This is a genomic window from Pseudodonghicola sp., assembly GCF_048268305.1.
Classification (GTDB): Bacteria; Pseudomonadota; Alphaproteobacteria; order Rhodobacterales; family Rhodobacteraceae; genus Pseudodonghicola.
This window is the reverse complement of the sequence record NZ_JBLWVT010000001.1, coordinates 313,475-331,699: the sequence shown is the minus strand read 5'-3', so window position 1 is coordinate 331,699 and position 18,225 is coordinate 313,475. Positions and strand designations below refer to the sequence as shown.

At 67.4% G+C, this 18,225-nt stretch carries 17 protein-coding genes; 2 read left to right on the top strand and 15 right to left on the bottom strand.

Annotation, left to right across the window (positions count from 1 at the left end):
• Window positions 1–128: 128 nt before the first annotated feature.
• The gene (locus ACN0V4_RS01630; protein WP_417672765.1) at window positions 129–590 is read right to left on the bottom strand and encodes an Lrp/AsnC family transcriptional regulator; all 462 of its coding nucleotides are present in this window, start codon (window positions 588–590) and stop codon (window positions 129–131) included.
• A gap of 135 nt (window positions 591–725) precedes the next feature.
• On the opposite strand from ACN0V4_RS01630, the gene ACN0V4_RS01625 reads away from it, so the two are divergent.
• Complete coding sequence (locus ACN0V4_RS01625; protein ID WP_417672764.1) at window positions 726–4,145, top strand: indolepyruvate ferredoxin oxidoreductase family protein; 3,420 nt, start codon at window positions 726–728, stop codon at window positions 4,143–4,145.
• A 19-nt stretch (window positions 4,146–4,164) separates the two neighbouring features.
• Here the strand turns inward: ACN0V4_RS01625 and ACN0V4_RS01620 are convergent, their stop codons facing one another.
• Genes ACN0V4_RS01620 through ACN0V4_RS01605 form a run of 4 tightly spaced genes read right to left on the bottom strand, consistent with a single transcriptional unit; the run spans window position 4,165 to window position 7,706 of the window.
• A complete protein-coding gene (locus ACN0V4_RS01620; protein ID WP_417672763.1) occupies window positions 4,165–4,794 on the bottom strand; it encodes a glutathione S-transferase family protein in 630 nt (209 codons plus the stop codon).
• 58 nt (window positions 4,795–4,852) lie between these two features.
• Window positions 4,853–5,848, bottom strand: a complete 996-nt coding sequence (locus ACN0V4_RS01615; RefSeq protein ID WP_417672762.1) for a YcjF family protein — start codon at window positions 5,846–5,848, stop codon at window positions 4,853–4,855.
• Window positions 5,845–6,294: a GNAT family N-acetyltransferase gene (locus tag ACN0V4_RS01610; protein WP_417672761.1), complete on the bottom strand. Its 450-nt coding sequence runs from the start codon at window positions 6,292–6,294 to the stop codon at window positions 5,845–5,847. The genes ACN0V4_RS01615 and ACN0V4_RS01610 overlap by 4 nt, the downstream gene beginning before the upstream one ends.
• The gene (locus ACN0V4_RS01605; RefSeq protein WP_417672760.1) at window positions 6,291–7,706 is read right to left on the bottom strand and encodes a YcjX family protein; all 1,416 of its coding nucleotides are present in this window, start codon (window positions 7,704–7,706) and stop codon (window positions 6,291–6,293) included. Before ACN0V4_RS01605 ends, ACN0V4_RS01610 begins: the two co-directional genes overlap by 4 nt.
• Before the next feature lie 99 nt (window positions 7,707–7,805).
• Here ACN0V4_RS01605 and truA point away from each other — a divergent pair, with 99 nt between their 5' ends.
• On the top strand, window positions 7,806–8,576 hold the full coding sequence (gene truA / locus ACN0V4_RS01600) for a tRNA pseudouridine(38-40) synthase TruA (protein WP_417673062.1): 771 nt from the start codon (window positions 7,806–7,808) through the stop codon (window positions 8,574–8,576).
• A gap of 44 nt (window positions 8,577–8,620) precedes the next feature.
• Here the strand turns inward: truA and ACN0V4_RS01595 are convergent, their stop codons facing one another.
• The 10 genes from ACN0V4_RS01595 to ACN0V4_RS01550 all read right to left on the bottom strand — a co-directional run bounded on the left by ACN0V4_RS01595 (window position 8,621) and on the right by ACN0V4_RS01550 (window position 18,140).
• Complete coding sequence (locus ACN0V4_RS01595; RefSeq protein WP_417672759.1) at window positions 8,621–8,902, bottom strand: cupin domain-containing protein; 282 nt, start codon at window positions 8,900–8,902, stop codon at window positions 8,621–8,623.
• Between the two features lie 136 nt (window positions 8,903–9,038).
• A complete protein-coding gene (locus ACN0V4_RS01590; protein WP_417672758.1) occupies window positions 9,039–10,610 on the bottom strand; it encodes an acyl-CoA dehydrogenase family protein in 1,572 nt (523 codons plus the stop codon).
• 83 nt (window positions 10,611–10,693) lie between these two features.
• The gene (locus ACN0V4_RS01585) at window positions 10,694–11,566 is read right to left on the bottom strand and encodes an amidohydrolase family protein (protein ID WP_417672757.1); all 873 of its coding nucleotides are present in this window, start codon (window positions 11,564–11,566) and stop codon (window positions 10,694–10,696) included.
• A 133-nt stretch (window positions 11,567–11,699) separates the two neighbouring features.
• On the bottom strand, window positions 11,700–13,514 hold the full coding sequence (locus ACN0V4_RS01580) for a feruloyl-CoA synthase (protein ID WP_417672756.1): 1,815 nt from the start codon (window positions 13,512–13,514) through the stop codon (window positions 11,700–11,702).
• Window positions 13,515–13,517: 3 nt separating this feature from the next.
• Entirely contained in the window at window positions 13,518–14,021 is a 504-nt protein-coding gene (locus ACN0V4_RS01575; protein WP_417672755.1) for a MarR family winged helix-turn-helix transcriptional regulator, read from the bottom strand.
• On the bottom strand, window positions 14,018–14,794 hold the full coding sequence (locus ACN0V4_RS01570; protein WP_417672754.1) for a crotonase/enoyl-CoA hydratase family protein: 777 nt from the start codon (window positions 14,792–14,794) through the stop codon (window positions 14,018–14,020). The genes ACN0V4_RS01575 and ACN0V4_RS01570 overlap by 4 nt, the downstream gene beginning before the upstream one ends.
• Before the next feature lie 196 nt (window positions 14,795–14,990).
• Complete coding sequence (locus tag ACN0V4_RS01565; protein WP_417672753.1) at window positions 14,991–15,686, bottom strand: fumarylacetoacetate hydrolase family protein; 696 nt, start codon at window positions 15,684–15,686, stop codon at window positions 14,991–14,993.
• A 199-nt stretch (window positions 15,687–15,885) separates the two neighbouring features.
• Window positions 15,886–16,326 (bottom strand): type II 3-dehydroquinate dehydratase, encoded by a 441-nt coding sequence (aroQ, locus tag ACN0V4_RS01560; protein WP_417672752.1) that lies wholly within the window; start codon window positions 16,324–16,326, stop codon window positions 15,886–15,888.
• 74 nt (window positions 16,327–16,400) lie between these two features.
• Window positions 16,401–17,057, bottom strand: a complete 657-nt coding sequence (gene gph / locus ACN0V4_RS01555) for a phosphoglycolate phosphatase (RefSeq protein ID WP_417672751.1) — start codon at window positions 17,055–17,057, stop codon at window positions 16,401–16,403.
• 117 nt (window positions 17,058–17,174) lie between these two features.
• A complete protein-coding gene (locus tag ACN0V4_RS01550; RefSeq protein ID WP_417672750.1) occupies window positions 17,175–18,140 on the bottom strand; it encodes a class 1 fructose-bisphosphatase in 966 nt (321 codons plus the stop codon).
• Window positions 18,141–18,225: the final 85 nt, after the last annotated feature.

The following is an 18,225-nucleotide window of genomic DNA, read 5'->3' as shown; positions in this document are numbered from 1 at the left end:
GCTAGGTCAAGGGGGCAGAACACGGGAATGCGCCTGGCCCCCTCCGCCTCGGGGCCGCATAGGCCGCAACGCCGCCCTTCGGCAAGGCAGGATTGCCCCACTTGACCTGATGATCGGCCTGCGGTGAGCTAACCGGAGATCGGACGGCTACGCTTGATGGTGCGCAGGACCACATTGGTCTGGGCACTGTCCACCGCCGGCAGCCGGAACAGGAAGTCTTCGAGAAAGCGGTTATAGGCCTCAAGATCGCGGCAGAGCACCCGCAGATGGTAATCCGCCTGACCGGTGGTGGCATAGCATTCCTGCACCTCTGGCTTGGTCTCTACCGCGCGGATGAATTCGACGATCCGGTCGGGATCGTGTCGGGTCAGATGAACGTGGACGATGGCCTGAAACCCCAGCCCCATCTGCGCCGGGTTGACCACCGCGCCATAGCGTTCGATCACGCCGGCCTCCTCCAGCGCGCGAACCCGCCGCCACAGCGCCGAGGCCGACATCCCCACCGCCTCGGCCAGTTCGACATTGGAGCGGCGGCAATCCTCCTGCAGGAGCTTCAGCAGCCGCAGGTCGCGGGCGTCAAGCGGCACCATCGGTTTTCCATTTCTGATTTTCCCCTCGATGCGGAAATCTAAACCGAATTTTCGTTGGAATCCATGAAAACTGGCAAGATTTTCCACCCCGCCCGGGGGATCATTCCCTGCAAACACCCAGAGGACAGGCCCACCATGAGCCAGCATGACCCCGCGTTTCCGACCTATCGGCTGCAGGACCGCTATGATTTCACCACCGGCCGGGTGTTTCTGACCGGCACCCAGGCCTTGGCCCGGATCATGATGGATCAGGCCCGCCGCGACCGTGCCGCCGGGCTCAACACCGCCGGTTTCGTCTCGGGCTATCGCGGCTCGCCGCTGGGCGGGCTCGACCTGGAGCTATGGCGCGCGCGAGATCGGCTGGCGGCCGACAGGATCACCTTCCTGCCTGCGGTGAACGAGGATCTGGGCGCCACCGCCGTTCTTGGCGCGCAGCAGGCCAGTCTCGATCCCGGCTGCGAGGTCGAGGGGGTGTTTTCCATGTGGTACGGCAAGGGCCCCGGCGTCGATCGGTCGGGCGACGCGCTGAAGCATGGCAACGCCTATGGATCGTCGCCGAAGGGCGGCGTGCTGGTGGTGGCGGGCGACGATCACGGCTGTGTCAGCTCTTCGATGCCGCATCAAAGCGACGTTGCGTTCATGGCCTGGTTCATGCCGACGCTGAATCCTGCCTCGGTCGCGGAATATCTGGAATTCGGCGAATACGGGCTGGCGCTGTCGCGATTCTCGGGCTGCTGGGTCGGGTTCAAGGCGATCTCGGAAACCGTGGAATCGGCCCGCTCGGTCGATCTGCGCCCCGATCGCGGCTTTGCCCTGCCCGATTTGCCACCCTATCCCGGCGGGCTGCACGTGCGCGCCGCCGACCTGCCCTCGCCCGAGATCGAGATGCGGATCGAGGCCAAGCTGCGTGCCGTCCGCGCCTTTGCCGAAGCCAATCCGATCGACTGCGCGATCTATGACATCCCCGATGCCCGCTTTGGCTTCGTCACCACCGGCAAGGGCCATCTGGACCTGATGGAGGCGCTGCGGCTCTTGGGCCTGAATGAGACCACCTGCCGCCGGCTGGGCATCGACATCTATAAGGTCGGCATGGTCTGGCCGCTGGCCCGGCGCGATGCGCTGGAATTCGTGCGCGAAAAGCACGAGGTGCTGGTGATCGAGGAAAAGCGCGGCATCATCGAGAGCCAGTTCAAGGAGTATTTCTATGACTGGCCCGGCCACAAGCCCGAGAAAATGGTCGGCAAATACGACAGCCAGGGCAACCCGCTGATCCCCTGGGTGGGAGAGCTGGACCCGCTGATGCTGGTGCCGGTGGTGGCTGCGCGGTTGGACCGGTTTTTCCCCGAGGAAGGTCTGCCGGCCAAGGCGCGGGCGCTGACCGAAACGCCACCGCCGGTCCTGACCGTCCCCGGTGCCAGCCGCACGCCCTATTTCTGCTCCGGCTGCCCCCACAATACCTCGACCCGGGTGCCGGAGGGATCGCGCGCGGCCAGCGGCATCGGCTGCCACGTGATGGCCAGCTGGATGGACCGCGCCACCGGCGGCTATGCCCAGATGGGGGGCGAGGGGGTGCCGCATGTGGCTGCCTCCAAGTTCACCGGCGGCAAGCATATCTTCCAGAACCTGGGCGAAGGCACCTGGTATCACTCCGGCAGCCTGGCGATCCGGCAGGCGGTCGCGGCCAGGACCAACATCACCTATAAGATCCTCTATAACGATGCCGTCGCCATGACCGGCGGCCAGCCGGTCGACGGGCCGGTCAGCGTGTCGGGCATCGCCCAGACCTGCCGTGCCGAGGGGGTGGAGCGGATCGCGCTGGTCTCGGATCATATCGACAAGTTCGACCACGCCGATTTCCCCGCCGGCACCAGCTTTCACGACCGGGCGGATCTGGACGCGGTGCAGCGCGAACTGCGCGACATCCCCGGTGTCACCGTGCTGATCTATGAACAGACCTGCGCCACCGAGAAACGCCGGCGGCGGAAACGCGGCACGATGGCGGATCCGGCAGAATTCACCTGGATCAACGATCTTGTCTGCGAGGGCTGCGGCGATTGCTCGGTGGCCTCGAACTGCCTGAGCGTTGAGCCGCGCGAGACGCCGCTGGGGCGCAAACGGCAGATCAACCTGTCGTCCTGCAACAAGGATTTCTCTTGCGTTTCAGGGTTTTGCCCGAGTTTCGTAAAAATTCACGGGGGCGAGCGGCGGAAAACCCCGCCGGCTGCGTACAACTTCACGGCAATTACTGCCACGCTGCCCACCCCTGGTTCACCCCCACTCACGGAACCACGCGACCTTTTGGTCACAGGGGTGGGCGGCACCGGCGTCGTCACCGTCGGCGCACTGATCACCATGGCCGCGCATCTCGAGGGCAAGGGCGCCTCGGTGCTGGATTTCACCGGCTTCGCGCAGAAATTCGGCACCGTGCTGAGCTATATCCGCCTGGCAGAGCGGCCGGACGCCATCCATCAGGTGCGGATCGGTGCCGGTGCGGCCGATGCGGTGATCGGCTGCGATCTGGTGGTCAGCTCGGCCCCCAAGGCCAGCGCCCATTACCGGCGCGGCACCAAGGTGGTGCTGAACCGGGCCGAGATGCCGACCGGCGATCTGGTGCTGCACCGCGACGCCACGCTGCGACCGGCCGAGCGCGAGGCGGCGATTGCTGCCGCCGTGGGGGCGGACAACCTCGCGGCCTTTGATGCCAACGATGCGGCGGAACGGCTGTTGGGCGATACGGTTTTCGCCAATGTGATGATGCTGGGCTTCGCCTGGCAGCAGGGGCTGGTGCCGGTCAGCGCCGGCGCGCTCGACCAGGCCATCGTGCTGAACGGGGTGGCGGTGGAGCACAACCGCATGGCCTTTGCCATCGGCCGCATTCTGGCCGCGGCGCCGGAGCGGCTGGCAGAACTCTGGCGGGAGGAGACCCCGACAGAGGCCCCCCTGGCACAGATGATCGACCGGCGCGCCGCCTTCCTCGCGGCCTATCAGAACCCCGCCTATGCCGCCCGCTATCGCGCCCGGCTTGAGACATTCGCCGCCCGCTCCGGCGCGCCGGAGGCCCTGCTGCGGACCGCGGCGCAATCGCTGTTCCGGCTGATGGCCTATAAGGACGAATTCGAGGTCGCCCGGCTGCTGACCGATCCGGGCTTCGAGGCTGAGCTGAAGGAGAAATTCGCCGGCGATTTCCGGGTCGAATACCAGCTCGCCCCGCCGCTGTTCAGCCGGGGGCGCGACGCGCGCGGACGCCCGCTGAAACGCCGCTTCGGCCCCTGGCTGCGCCCCGCGCTGCGGATTCTGGCCGGGATGAAGGGGCTGCGCGGCAGCGTACTGAACCCCTTCGGCCATCATGCCGAGGCGCGGTTGCACCGCGATCTTCTGGCCTGGTACGATGGGGTGATGACCCGGGTGGAAGAGGCCTATAGCCCAGCACGACAGGACGATTGCCTCGCCCTGCTGCGCGCGCCGCAGGAGATCCGCGGCTATGGTCCGGTACGGATGGCGGCCGCAGAGAAGGCCCGCGCCGCCGCCAATGAGGGGCTGAGCCGTCTGGGCTGACGCCCATCCGTCCCCGGCGTCACAACCCGGCGCTGGGGCGGGCCTTGATGCCGTCGAACCAGGCAAGGGTGGCGCTGTTGCCCTCGGGGATGCGGGTCTTGATCACCCGGGCGAAGTCGATGAAGACAAAGCCGGTGATATCGGCCAGGGTGAACCGGTCGCCGGCCAGAAAGGCGCTGTCGCTCAGCCGCGCCTCGATCATGTCGAAAAAGGCCGCCACCCGCGCCCGGCCCCGTTCGGCCAATTCCGGGATCTGGTCGTAATCCTGCGGCCCGGGAATCGCGCGCCCTTTCATGTGGGGGTTCGAATTGCGGAAGGTTTCGGCGATCGGCAGGCCGCCGTGCTGTTCGACCAACGCGTTCCACATCATCACCAGCCCCTTCTCCTCGGGCGTCTCGCCCAAGAGCGGCGGCTCGGGAAAGCGCGCCTCGAGATAGGCGGCGATGCCCAGGTTCTCGGCCAGCACGGTGCCATCATCCGTCACCAGCACCGGCAGGGTGCCACGCGGGTTCACCTTCAGAAAGTCGGGGCCGAGCTGTTCGCCCTTGGCGATCGAGATATCGCGGGTCTCGATCTCAAGCCCCTTCTCGGCGATGAACATCCGCGCCCGGCGCGGATTGGGGGCGGTGGAGCAGTCGTAAAAGATCATTTGGAGTCCTCCTCTGGCCGTCACGTTACCCGCGTGAGCCGGCCAGACAACCCCCGTCCTAACGCCCGATCAACCCGGTGAGCGCGCGCTTCACCATGCCCCGGACCGAGGGCCTGTGGCGCGGGGTGAAGGCCAGCGGCCGGCAGACCTCCATCGCCGCGACGCCGACCCGGGCCGAGAGCGCGCCATTGACCAGCCCCTCGCCGAAGCGCCGCGACAGCTTGCTCAGGATGGACCCGCCGAGCAGCGGCTCCAGCATGTCATCCCCCACCGCCACGGCCCCGGTCGCCACCAGATGGGCGAAGACCGCCCGCATCAGCCGCCAGCTTCCCAGCAGCCCGCCGCGGCCACCATAGACCTCGGCCACCCGGCGGATCATGCGCAGGTTGGCGGTCAGCGCCACCGCCACATCGGCCAAGGCCAGCGGCACCAGCGCCGTCACCGTCGCCACCTGCCGCGCCGCCGCCTCGACCTCGCGCGAGGCGCGGGCGTCGAGCGGCGCCAGAACCTCGGCCTCGACCAGCTCCAGCACGGCGACCGCATCGAATTGTTCAGAGAGCTGTTCCTCCATCCGGGCGCGGCCCCAACTGGTATCCTCCCGCCCCGCATAAAGCCCGATCAGCCGGGCGGCGACCGCCTGGGCCTGCTCCAGATCGGCATCGGCCAGGGCGACATCGGCCTGCCGCCGCAACCCGTCCAGCCGCTTGAGACGACCCAGCGCCGCCAGTTCGCGCAGCACCAGAAGGGCCACGACGATCAACAGCGCCACGATCAGCGCCGCCACCGCCCAGCCCAGGATCGGCAGCCGGTCGATCAGCCGATAGACGAAATCCCAGGCGGCGACCGAGATCATCGCGCCCAGAACCCCGCTCAACAGCCCCCAGAACCAGCGCGCCAGCCTTGAGGGCCGGGCGCCGGCGATCCGCGCCGCGCGCCCCATCGCCGTGGCTCCGGCATCGGGCCAATCGGGATCGGGCACCGGCGCGGCCTCGACCACATCCGGTAAGGCCTCGCCGCTCTGCTCCAGATCAAACAACACCGGGCCCTTGGTCATCGTGCAGCCTCCCCTGGCCAGACCATGGTGATATCCGGCAGCTTCTCGTCATTCTCGGCGCCATCGCCGCGCGCCACCTCGGCAAAGCCCGCGCGCAGATAGAAGCGATGTGCCCGGGTATTGGCCTCGATCACCCTGAGCCACAGCCGGGGGGACCGCGCCTTGGCCTCGGCCATCAGCAGATCGGCCACCCCGGTGCCGCGTGCGCCCGGCGCGAGGTAGAGCGCGCAGATCTCCTCACCATGGCGGGCGAGAAAGCCCACCACGGCACCGGCGTATTCGGCCACCGTCACCCAGCCCAGCGCGATCATCACGTCGCAATGGGCGATCGCCTCGGCCCCCGAATGATGATCGGGCATCCAATCGGTATCACGCTGGAAGCAATGGAGAATATCCCCCATCCCCCCAGCGTCGAGCGGCCGGGCGGCGCGCAGGAAAAGGCTCACAACCGATCTCCGATCAGGAATTGCGCGGCGCGATCCAGCCGGATGTGCGGCGGCCCGTCACCGGGATGCAGCGCCAGCGGCGCCGGGGCGAAGCGCATCAGCCCGTAATCGGCGCCAAGCCAGGAGCGCGCGCCCTGCCGCGCGGGGGCGAGCAGCCGCGCCGGATCCTCGGGCAGCTCGCCCGGGTAAAACGCCGCCTGCCGGCCATCCTCCAGCAACCGCCCACGCACGCAGGGCAGTTGCTGCCCGTCATGCTCGCGCATTTCCTCGGTGGTGGCGCGCAGCGAGGCGATGGCCATCGCCGCCGTCTCCGCCCCGGCGAATTGCGCGCGATCCCGGGCGCTGCGGGTCAGCGCCTCCATGATCGCGGTCAGCCGGGCGTGCTGGCTGTGGTGCAGGTGATCCGCCTTGGTGGCGGCAAACAGGATGCGGTCGACCCGCCTGCCGCGCCAGAGCCGGGTCAGAAAGGCGTTGCGACCGGGGCGGAAGGCGCCAAGGATCCCCTCCATCGCGCGGCGCAGATCCTCCACCCCCTGCGGGCCGGCATGGATCGCCCCCAGCGCATCGACCAGCACCACCTGCCGGTCGATGCGGGCGAAGTGATCGTGGAAGAAGGGTTTCACCACCTTGGCCTTATAGGCCTCGAACCGCCGCTCCATCTCGCGCAGAAGGCTGCCACGCCGGCCAGCACCCTCGGGGATCGGCGCAAAGGTCAAGACGGGAGAGCCCGCCAGATCGCCCGGCAGCAGGAACCGCCCCGGCGGGATGCAGTCATAGGATCCGCTGCCCCGCGCGGTGTCGAGATAGGCGGTAAAGCTGCGGGCCAGCGCCTGCGCCACCGGTTCGTCCAGCGCGGCATCGGGATCGGTGGCGCGGGCCTGGTCCAGATAGGGCTGCGCCTCGGGTCGGTGGGCCAGGCGGTTCAGCGCATCCTCCGCCCAGTCGCGATAGGACATGTCCAGAAGCGCCAGGTCGAGCAGCCATTCGCCCGGGTAATCGACGATATCGAGATGCACGGTGCGCGGCCCCTGCAGCCCCGCCAGCAGCCCCGAGGGCCGCACCCGAAGCGACAGCCTGAGTTCCGAGATCGACCGGGTGCTTTCCGGCCAATGCGGGTGCGGACCGGTCAGCGCCGCCAGATGCTCCTCGAACTCGAAGCGGGGCACGGTGACATCGGGCTGCGGTTGCAGAAAGGCGGCCTCGATCCGCCCCTCCTGCGCCGCCACCAGCCCGGGCATGCGGCCGCGGTCCAGCAGGTTCGCCACCAAGGAAGTGATGAAGACCGTCTTGCCCGAGCGGGCAAGCCCGGTGACCCCCAGCCGGATGACCGGTTCGAAGAAGGTTTCGGAAATGCGCCCGCCGAGGCTTTCGACCCCGCGCGCCACCTCATCCGCCAGATCGGTGATGATCAAATCCGTCTCCCGCCTCAATGCCCGCCCAAGATAGGCATGCCACGCGCCGGGGCCAAGCGGGACTTGCCCACGCCGACCCGCCACGCTACTGCCAAGGCCATGCCACGTTACGCGTTGAAAGTCGAATATCAGGGCGCCCCCTTTGCCGGCTGGCAGAGGCAGAAGGATCTGCCCTCGGTCCAGGGTGCGATCGAGGCGGCGCTGGCGCGGCTGGAACCCGGCCCCCATACCATCGCCGCCGCCGGCCGCACGGATGCCGGCGTCCACGGGCTGGGCCAGGTGGCCCATTGCGACCTGACCAAGGATTGGGATCCCTTCCGGCTGTCGGAGGCGTTGAATTACCATCTGAAGCCGCAGCCGGTCGCCATCGTCGCTGCCGCCCGGGTCGCCGACGACTGGCACGCGCGGTTTTCAGCGGTGGAGCGGCAATATCTGTTCCGCATCCTGGTCCGCCGCGCGCCCGCGACCCATGACGCCGGCCAGGTCTGGCAGGTCACCCATCCGCTCGATGTGGACCGAATGCAGGCCGGCGCCGATCTGCTGCTGGGGCAGCATGACTTTACCACCTTCCGCAGTTCGATCTGCCAGGCGGCGAGCCCGGTGAAAACGCTGGACGAGCTGCGGGTAGAGGCGGTTAACGGCTTCTCAGGCCCTGAGATCCATTTCCACGTTCGCGCCCGGTCGTTCCTGCACAATCAGGTGCGCAGCTTTGTCGGCACGCTGGAACGGGTCGGCGCCGGGGCCTGGGCGCCCGAGGACGTAAGCCGCGCGCTCAAAGCGTGCGACCGCGCCGCCTGCGGCCCGGTCTGTCCGCCGCAGGGGCTTTATCTGGCGCGGGTGGGCTATCCCGCCGACCCCTTCGCGGGCTGACCCCGCCGCGTTTCGCGACAGGGACAACCCGCAGCGGGGAGGCGTCAGGCTGCGGGGCGCGGGGCTTCCCGCAGCTCGATCTCGACAAAGGCGCATTCGAAATCGTTGGGGTTGATCACGTCATGCTCGGCCCCGAGCGGCTTGTAATAGGGCACGCCGTTCTGCACCGGCCATTGGATCACCTCGCCGCCCGGCAGATGGATTTCCAGAAACCCGTCGAACAGCGGCACCACGACATAGTCGTATTCATGCCGATGCCAGCCGGTGCTGTCGCCGGGCGCCTTGAACCGCCATTCGGTGACGCGGACACGTTCGTTGTCGATCATGGCCGTGGCCAGGGCCGATCCGCCTTCGGAACACATGGGAAACCTCGCTGTTGTTTCAGCGGAGCCTAGGAGCGACCAATGCCCTGACATATATCCACTTTTTCAATGTCGAGCAGGCCAGTTTGATGGACCCCGATCAAACCCCGACGCAATCCGCATGGGCCTGCGCAAAAGCACGCCCGCGGGCGGCGGCCCCGGTCGCCACCCGCCGCAGCCGCGCCGGATCGGGATGGTGATCGGCGGCGGCCAGGATGCGGGCCCAGACGCAATCGAGCAGCACCAGCGCGGTGAGCTGCATGAAATCATGCGCCTGCGGCGTCGGATCGGGAAGCGCCATCAGATGCCCCCGCGCCCGCCGCCAGAGATCGGCCAGATCGCCCGCCCCGCCCTCGTCTGTCAGGAAGGCGTCGAAAGCCGCCGCCTCCGCCCCGCCGAGCAGCCGGGTGACCAGCATCCGCGCATGGATGCCATTGGCGCCCTCGTAGATCGCGGTGATGCGGGCATCGCGATAGGTCTGCTCCAGCCGGTATTCGCGCAGATAGCCATAGCCGCCCAGCACCTGGGTGCCCAGTTCCGCCGCCCGCATGCCGCCTTCGGTGCAGAGCACCTTGGCCACCGGCGTCAGGAATTCCACCAGCGCCGGATCGTCGCCGCGTTCCATCACCGCATAGGCCAGATGCACCACCGCCCGGCCGCCCAGAGCACAGGCGTCGATCTCGTCCAGCATGCGGCGCACGTCGGCATGCTGATCAAGCCGCGCCGGCGCCCCGTCAGGCGTGCGGCCCTGCAGACGCTCCGCCGCATAGGCGGCCGCGATGTCATGGGCGCGCGCCGCATGGGCGACGCCTTGCAAGGCCACATCGGCGCGGGCGTGGTTCATCATCGTGAACATGGCGCGCAGCCCCTGCCCCTCCTCCCCGATCAGCTCGGCCTCGGCGCCGTCGAAGGCAAGCTGGCAGGTGGGCGAGGCATGCAGCCCCATCTTTTCCTCGATCCGGGTGACGGCGACGGCGTTGCGGCTGCCGTCGGCGCGCCCAGAGGGGCAAAGGAACAGCGACAGCCCCCTGATGCCCTCGTCCGAGGTGCGGGCCAGGACCAGATGCAGGATGCGCGGACTGATGTCCTGATCGCCGCCGGAGATGAAGATCTTCTCGCCGGTGATCCGCCACAATCCGCCGTCCCGCTCCGCCCGGCAGCGCACCCGGGCCAGATCCGACCCGGCGCCGGGTTCGGTCAGACACATGGTCGCCAGCGTCTCGCCCGACGCGAGGCCGGGCAGATGGCGCGCCTTCTGATCCTCGGTTCCAAACCGCAGGAGGGTGCGGATCGCGCCGGGCACCAGCCCGGTGACCATCTGCAGCGCATGATTGGCGCCCGAGAAGATTTCCGAGGTGATGGCCAGCATCAGCGCCCCCATCCCCTGCCCGCCCCAGTCTTCGGGCGCGGTCAGCCCCGGCCAGCCCTGATCGGCATAGGACTGATAGAGCGCGGCAAAGCCGTCGGGCATCCGCACCCGCCCGCCCTCCAGCCGGCACCCTTGCTGATCGCCAGGTTCATCCAGCGGCGCGATCTCGCCCTCGGCGAAGGCGGCGAAATGGCCGGCGATCCCTGCGGCCATCTCGGCGTCCCAACCGGGCGTCGTCCCTGCCCCCGCCACATGGGTCAGGGTGAAAAGGATATCGTCGAGCGGTGCGGAAAAGGGTTTCATGCGTCATCTTCCCCGGAGGACAGGCGGGCGCAAGGCCACACCCCGCGCCCCTAGGGGCACGGGGTGGGCCGGCGCGGTCGTGGTTACAGCAGCCCCAGCAGCCGGGCGGCGTTGTTCTTGGTGATGTCCTCGCGCAGCTCGTCCTTGATCTCGATCTTCTCGAAATCAGCGAGCCAGCGCTCCGGCGTGATCATCGGCCAGTCGGAGCCGAACAGCACCTTCTTGCGCAGGATCGAGTTGCAGTATTTCACCAGAAGCGGCGGGAAATACTTCGGCGACCAGCCGGAGAGGTCGATATAGACGTTGGGCTTGTGCTGGGCCACCGACAGCGCCTCTTCCTGCCAGGGGAAGGAGGGGTGGGCGAGGATGATCTTGAGATCGGGGAAATCGACCGCCACGTCATCCATGTACATCGGGTTGGAATATTTCAGCCGCATGCCATTGCCGCCCGGCATGCCCGAGCCGACACCGGTCTGGCCGGTGTGGAACAGCGCGATGCCCCCCTCCTCCTCGATCGCCTCGTAAAGCGGATAGGCGATGCGGTCGTTGGGGTAAAAGCCCTGCATGGTCGGGTGGAACTTGAAGCCCTTGATGCCATATTCGCGCATCAGCCGCCTGGCCTCGCGCACCCCGATCTTGCCCTTCCAGGGGTCGATCGAGGCGAATTGGATCAGCACGTCGGAATTCTCCGCCACGATCTCGGCCACCTCGTCGTTGGAATAGCGGCGATAGCCGGTCTCGCGTTCGGCATCGACCGGGAAGATCACCGCGGCGATGTTCTGTTCGCGGAAATGCGCGGCGGTCTGCTGGATAGTGGGCGGATGGCTCCAAGGCGCACCGAAGTATTTCGCCATGGTGGATTGCAGGTCGTCATAACCGTCATCGGCATGGCAGCCACAGGGTTCCTCGGCATGGGTGTGGATGTCGATGGCGCGGATTTTGGACAGGTCGATCATTTGAGTCCTCGAAACAGGGGAAAATATCGCTTGGCGCGGGTCAGGAATAACATCGGATCGCGCCCGGCCCGAGGGGGGCCGCGATCCGGGGTCTTTGGCCCCGGCGGAAACACATCACTCGGCACGCCCGGCCTCATATCCGCGTCACGCAGGGATCATCGGGCGCATAGAGCCGTTCCAGCAGATCGGCCCGGCGGCCCAGCACCTTGCGGAAATTGAGGTTGCCCTTGGCGGTCATCTCGCCCTCGGCCATCGAGGGCGGCTCGGCCAGCACCATGGCCCGGGCGATGCGCGAGGAACTGCCCGAGATCGACAGCGCCCGCTCGGCGAGACAGCGGTGGATGTCCGACAACAGCCGCGGGTCAGAGAGGGCGCCGCCCTGATCGGCTTCGTCGAAGCCCTCGTTCGCCAGAACCTCGCGGTTGGGAAAGATCATCACCCCGATCTCGTCGCGGTCGGCGCCGGTGATCACCACGTCCTGCGCCAAGGGCATCAGACAGGCCAGAACCTCCATCCGCAGCTGACCGGCGCGCACCCAGGTGCCCGAGGTCAGCTTGAAATCCTCGGAAATCCGCCCCTCGAACTTCATGCCCCGGTTCGGATCGGTCGGGTCGACAAAGCTCATCGCGTCACCGGTGATGAAGAAGCCCTCCTCATCAAAGGCCTCCGCCGTCTTCTCCGGCGCCCGAAAATATCCGGGCGTGATGTTCGGCCCCTTCACCCGCACCTCGAACCGGCCGTCCTCCTCGGGGATCAGCTTGACGCGCACCCCGGTCATCGGCACGCCGATGACACCGGAGCGGTCCGTCGGCTCCTGCTGGATCATGGTGGCCGGCGCCGTCTCGGTCAGCCCCCAGGAGGAGGTCATCAAGGGCACCGCACCCCGCGCCTCGATCGCCATGCGCTCGAACCCGTCCCAGACCTCCTGCGGCAGCGAAGCGCCGGCATAGAACAGCATGTCGAGATCCGAGAACACCATGCGGCGCAGGTGGTCGTCCTTGCGCAGCGCGTCGAGCATCATCGAAAAGCCCACCGGCACGTTGAACAGCATGGTGCCCGAGATCATCCGCATGTTCTCGACCGACCGCTCGAACAGCCCCTTCACCGGCTTGCCGTCGTCGATATAGAGCGAACCGCCATTGGCCAGCATCATGTTGAAGTTATGCGAACCGCCAAACACATGGTTCCACGGCAGCCAGTCGATGATGCGGGGCGCCCGGTCACGCAGGAACGGCAGCGACTCGGCCAGCATCACCTGATTGGCGCACATCATCCGATGCGTCGTCAGCACCCCCTTGGGGCTCGAGGTCGAGCCCGAGGTCATCAGGATCTTGACCACGGTGTCGGGGGTGACGGCGGCAAAGGCCGCATCCACATCGACGCCCGGATCGCCCTTGAGCAGATCGGCAAAGGCGGTGGCACCGGACCGGCCTGGGCGACTCGCCACCACCTCGACCGCCTCGAAGATGTCGAGCGCCAGCGCCTCGGCATAATGATCGGCATCGACAGTATAGACCAGCTTGGGCTCGATCAGCTCCATCGCGTGCCGCAGCCGGCCATGGGCGCCGTGGATCAGCGAATATTGCTCGGCCACCGGAACCAGCGGAATGCCGGCATATTGGCAGGCCAGCGCCAGAATGCCGTGATCGACACCATTGCCCGACAGCACCATGATCGGCGCATCCGGCCCCAGCCCGCGGCCAAGCAGGGCGGCGGCCACCGCCCGCACCTGCCCCAGCACGGCGCGATAGCTTTCCTCGCGCCAGCCGGCGCCATGGCGTTCGGCCAGAAAGACCCGGTCGGGCGCCTCTTCGGCCCAATGGTGCAGCCAGTCGCCGGTGCGCGTCACCACCGGCCCCAGATCATAGCCAGACCGCAGCAGCACGGTGCCGTCGGCCCGATCCTCGCGCAGGACGCTATGCGGACGATACCGCGATATGCAATTCATGGTTCATCCTCCCTTTGAACCTCCCTCCGAGCCGCGGCTGATCAGGGACATCGCCCGGATCACCGCCTGCTTGGTCTCCTCCTCCATGCCGCCCAGCATACGCCGCTCGTGGCCGCGGACGGCCTCCACCGCCTTGCTGCAAAGCCGCCGTCCCGCCAAGGTCGGGTTCAGCGCATAGGCGCGCCGGTCGGTCGGCACCCGGTCGCGGGTGATCAGGTCGCGGCCCTCCAGCTCGTCCACGATCACCACCAGATTGGCGCGCTCGACATCCAGCGCCTCGGCCAGTTGCGATTGGCGCAGCCCCGGATTGTCGACGATCAGCACCAGCGCCGAATAGGTCACCATGCGCAGCTCCAGCGGCTTCAGCGTCTGGTTCAGATCGGCCTGCACCACGTTGAAGGCGCGCTTCATGTGATAGCCGATGAATTCGCGCAGCGTCGCATCCGACACCTGCGTCACCCCCTCCTCGGGGGCGGGCGTCACCGGGGTGATGGCGGGCCGCTTCACCGGCCCTGTCCAAAGCTGGGCGTGCGCTTCTCCAGGAAGGCCGCCAGCCCCTCGACCGCATCCGGGCTGGTCTGGGTCAGCGCGGCGCAAAGGCTTTCGGTGAACAGCCCGCCGGCCTTGTCCATATCCTCGATCCGGCTCAGCGCATGGATCATCACGTAATTCGACAGGGGCGCGTTGCTGGCGATCTTGCGCGCCAGATCCAACGCCATCGGCAGCGCCTCGCCCTCGCCCACCGAATAATGCGCGAGCCCCAGTGCGGTGCCGTCCTCGGCATTGTACTTGCGGCCCGTCAGCATCATCTCGACCATCCGGTCGGCACCGAGGATGCGGCCCACCCGCACGCTCGCCCCACCACCGACATAGATGCCGCGCCGCCCCTCGGGCAGCTGGAAGATCGTCGAGGGTTCGGCGATCCGCACATGGGTCGAGGTCGCCAGTTCCAGCCCGCCGCCGATCACCGCCCCCATCATCGCCGAGACCACCGGCAGCCCGCCATATTGGATCTTGTCCATGACGCCATGCCAATTGCGCGAATGGCGCATGGTGCCCTCGGCGTCGCGCGCCACATGTTCGCTCAGATCGAGACCGGAACAGTAATGCCCCGCCGTGCCGGTCAGCACCGCGACCTTCACCCCCGCGGGCGGTTTCGAGAAAAAGGCGTCGATCTCCTCAAGAAGCTGATCGCACATGGCGTTGCGCTTCTCCGGACGGTCCATGGTGAGAACGGCGATATCGCCCTCAATCTCGATCTTGAGCATTGGTTTGGTCATGACGCTCTCCGGTCTCCTCCACCCTAAAGCGGCTGTATCTAATAACTGTTATGATTGATAACTAATTTTGCGCGGATTCGCAATCCCTCTCCGCCGTCGCCAATGACAAAGCGGCGGGGTTTCCCCCGCCGCCCGATGTGTCAATCGCCCGATCGCCGGCGCGGCCTGCCGCACCGGAAGCCGCGGGACCGCCAACCTATTCCGCCGGAGCGATCTTCAGCTCGATCGGGTCGAGCCCGTCGATCCCGCCGGTGATGACATCGCCCGCCACCACCGGGCCGACGCCCGCCGGCGTGCCGGTCATGATCAGATCACCCGGCCGCAGGTGATAGTATTTCGACAGATGCGCGACGATTTCAGCCACGTTCCAGACCATATCCTCCAGCGTGGCATCCTGCTTGACCTCGCCATTGACCTCCAGATGGATCCGCTGGCCTGCCGGCTGCCAGTCGGTGGCCCGGGTCAGCGGCGCCATCACCGCGCCATTTTCGATATCCTTGCCCAGATCCCAGGGCCGGCGATGATCCTTGCCGTCCTGCTGACGGTCGCGCCGGGTCATGTCGAGGCCGCAGCCATAGGCATAGATCGCCGCCCGCGCCGCGCTCTCATCGGCCTGGAACACCGGCGCGCCCAGCACCAGCGCCAGTTCCATCTCGTAATGGAAATTCGCGGTTCCCGGCGGATAGGGGATGGTCGAACCGCTGGCCACATAGGCGCTCGCCGATTTCATGAAATACCAGGGCGCCTCGCGGTCCACCTCGCCCCCCATCTCGGCGGCATGGGCGGCATAGTTGCGCCCGACGCAGAAGATCCGCCCCACCGGGTATTGGCCCACCTCGCCCTGAACAGGGATGGACAGAACCTTTGGCGGCTCGAACAGATATTGGGTCATGGGACGCATTCCTCCTGAATTCCCGGTTCTCTCTGGTGCCGGCGGGTCCGGACACCCCCGGCCGCAGCACCACCTGATGCCGCATATCCGCAAAGCCCGCGATCGAGAAGCGCCGCACGCCCGAAATCCCACCGTGGCACCGGCCGCGCCGCGCCCCGTGATGACAGCTTGGGCACCTCCGCCCGCCGACGGGCAGACCTCAGCCCAGCAGCACCGCCATCCGCCTCAGCGCCAACTCATAGCCCTGAACGCCGAAGCCCGCGATCACCCCCTCGGCGCGCAGCGAGACATAGGAATGATGCCGGAAACTCTCGCGCTTGTGGACGTTGGAGATATGCACCTCCAGCACCGGCCCCTCGAAGGCGTTCAACGCATCGAGAATCGCCACCGAAGTATGGGTATAGGCGGCCGGGTTGATGATGATCCCCGCCGCCGCCTCGCGGGCGCGATGGATCATCTCGACGATCTCGCCCTCGTGGTTCGACTGATAAAGCGCGGTCTCCAGCCCCAGCTCCACCGCCAGGGCGGCGCAGGTGCGCGCCACATCCTCCAGCGTGTCGCGGCCATAGATCTCCGGCTCGCGCTTGCCCAGAAGGTTCAGGTTGGGCCCGTTGAGGATGTGAATGGTCCGGCTATGCATCGCGCTGTCCTGTGATCTCTCTGCGCCGCCAGACTAGACCGCGGCGCCGGGAACGAAAACCGCAATCCGCCCGCTCACCCGACCGCCAGCAGGGTCTCGACCAGATCGGGAAAGGCCGCATAGGCATCGAACCGCGCCCGCTGCGGCAGGGCCTCCGCCGGCGATCTGCGATAACCTTCGGTGAACAGCAGAAAATCGACGCCGGCGCGGCGCGCCGCCTCCGCATCGAACTCGCTGTCCCCGACATAGAGCGCAGTCCCCGCCGCCAGCCCGGCAAAGGCTGCATGCAACGGCGCCGGATCGGGTTTCTTCACCGCCAATGTGTCGCCGCCGATCAAGACCTCGAAATAGGGCGCCAGCCCCAGGGCCTGCAGGATGTCGCGCGCCGGAGCTTCCGGCTTGTTGGTGCACACGCCCAGCGCATGGCCGCGATCGCGCAACTGCTCCAGCGCGCCGATCACCCCGGGAAACACCTGCGTCCGCGCGGTATTCTCGGCGCCATAGACCGCCGACATCCGCGCCACCAGCGCCGCATGCTGCGCCATCGGCAGATCGCGCGCCCGCATCGCCTGTTCCATCAGCGGCGGGATGCCGCCACCGATGAAGCTGATCACGCTGGCCAGATCGAAGGGCGCCGCCCCCGCCTCGGCCATGACAGCGTTCAGCGCCGCCTGAATATCCGGCGCGCTGTCCACCAGCGTGCCGTCCAGATCGAAAACAATCGCCGCCATGGGCCTCTCTCCTCTGCCGCCAGCCGCCGCCCCGTTCCGGCTTTTTCTAGCCGGAAATATCCCGGGGGGAGGCCGCAGGCCGTGGGGGGCAGCGCCCCCCGCTCCAATCGGCCGGCCTCAGCCCGCCTGGTGATAGGCGGTGATCCGGTCGACCTCCTCGGTCGAGCCGAAGACCAGCGGCGTGCGCGCATGCAGCTTGTCGGGCACCTGATCCAGCAGCGGCAGCCGCCCGGTGGTGGCGCGCCCGCCGCCCTGTTCGATCAGGAAGGCGATGGGGGCGCATTCATAGACCATCCGCAGCCGGCCGGCCTCGTACCCCTTGCGGCTGTCGGACGGATAAAGGAACACGCCGCCGCGCGACAGGATGCGATGCGTCTCGGCCACCAGCGAGGCGACCCAGCGCATGTTGAAATTCTTGCCCAAGGGCCCCGCCTCGCCCTTCTGGCAATCGGTGACATAGGCCTGCACCGGCGCTTCCCAGCGCAGCGCGTTCGAGGCGTTGATGGCAAATTCCTTGGTCGCGGCCGGGATCGGTTTCGGGCTGACGACCGGTTTGAACACCCGGTCCTCGGGGTCCAGCACGAAGGTCAGCACGCCGGCGCCGAAGGTCACCACCAGCGCCGTCATCGGCCCATAGACGACATAGCCGCCGGCCAGTTGCTCGCGCCCGGACCGCAGGAAGGTCTCCGCGCCGCCGGCCTGCGCCGGGCGGATCGAGAAGATGGTGCCGATAGACACGTTGACGTCAATGTTGGACGAGCCATCCAGCGGGTCGATCGCCAGGCCCAGCGTGCCATCGGCGTCGATCTCGACCACCTCTTCCTGCTCCTCGGACGCGTACCAGCGCACTCCGGTGCCCGGCAGAGCAGCGGCAAAGGCCTCGTCCGCCATCACGTCCAGCGCCTTCTGGTGGTCGCCGTCCGAGTTGTTGCCGACCTCCGCCGCCAGCGACCCGCCGCCCAGCGGCCCGCGGGCGATGGTCAGGGCCAGATCGGCAGAGACACGCGCCAGCGCCTGCATCGGGGCGACCAGCGCCTCGGGAATGCTGCCTGCGGGAGCGATAAGGCTGGGGGTGGTGGTCAAGGTCTGGTCCTCCGTCCTCGGGATGGCTGAAACTCGCGGTTCCTGACCTATAGGGAATTCGGGCGCCGTAAAAGCGGATTAGCAG

Excerpts from the sequence above, each read along its gene's own strand:
- ACN0V4_RS01630 (WP_417672765.1), bottom strand. The coding sequence starts at position 590 with ATGGTGCCGCTTGACGCCCGCGACCTGCGGCTGCTGAAGCTCCTGCAG.
- ACN0V4_RS01625 (WP_417672764.1), top strand. The coding sequence starts at position 726 with ATGAGCCAGCATGACCCCGCGTTTCCGACCTATCGGCTGCAGGACCGC.
- ACN0V4_RS01620 (WP_417672763.1), bottom strand. The coding sequence starts at position 4,794 with ATGATCTTTTACGACTGCTCCACCGCCCCCAATCCGCGCCGGGCGCGG.
- ACN0V4_RS01615 (WP_417672762.1), bottom strand. The coding sequence starts at position 5,848 with ATGACCAAGGGCCCGGTGTTGTTTGATCTGGAGCAGAGCGGCGAGGCC.
- truA (WP_417673062.1), top strand. The coding sequence starts at position 7,806 with ATGCCACGTTACGCGTTGAAAGTCGAATATCAGGGCGCCCCCTTTGCC.
- ACN0V4_RS01595 (WP_417672759.1), bottom strand. The coding sequence starts at position 8,902 with ATGATCGACAACGAACGTGTCCGCGTCACCGAATGGCGGTTCAAGGCG.
- ACN0V4_RS01590 (WP_417672758.1), bottom strand. The coding sequence starts at position 10,610 with ATGAAACCCTTTTCCGCACCGCTCGACGATATCCTTTTCACCCTGACC.
- ACN0V4_RS01585 (WP_417672757.1), bottom strand. The coding sequence starts at position 11,566 with ATGATCGACCTGTCCAAAATCCGCGCCATCGACATCCACACCCATGCC.
- ACN0V4_RS01580 (WP_417672756.1), bottom strand. The coding sequence starts at position 13,514 with ATGAATTGCATATCGCGGTATCGTCCGCATAGCGTCCTGCGCGAGGAT.
- ACN0V4_RS01570 (WP_417672754.1), bottom strand. The coding sequence starts at position 14,794 with ATGACCAAACCAATGCTCAAGATCGAGATTGAGGGCGATATCGCCGTT.
- ACN0V4_RS01565 (WP_417672753.1), bottom strand. The coding sequence starts at position 15,686 with ATGACCCAATATCTGTTCGAGCCGCCAAAGGTTCTGTCCATCCCTGTT.
- aroQ (WP_417672752.1), bottom strand. The coding sequence starts at position 16,326 with ATGCATAGCCGGACCATTCACATCCTCAACGGGCCCAACCTGAACCTT.
- gph (WP_417672751.1), bottom strand. The coding sequence starts at position 17,057 with ATGGCGGCGATTGTTTTCGATCTGGACGGCACGCTGGTGGACAGCGCG.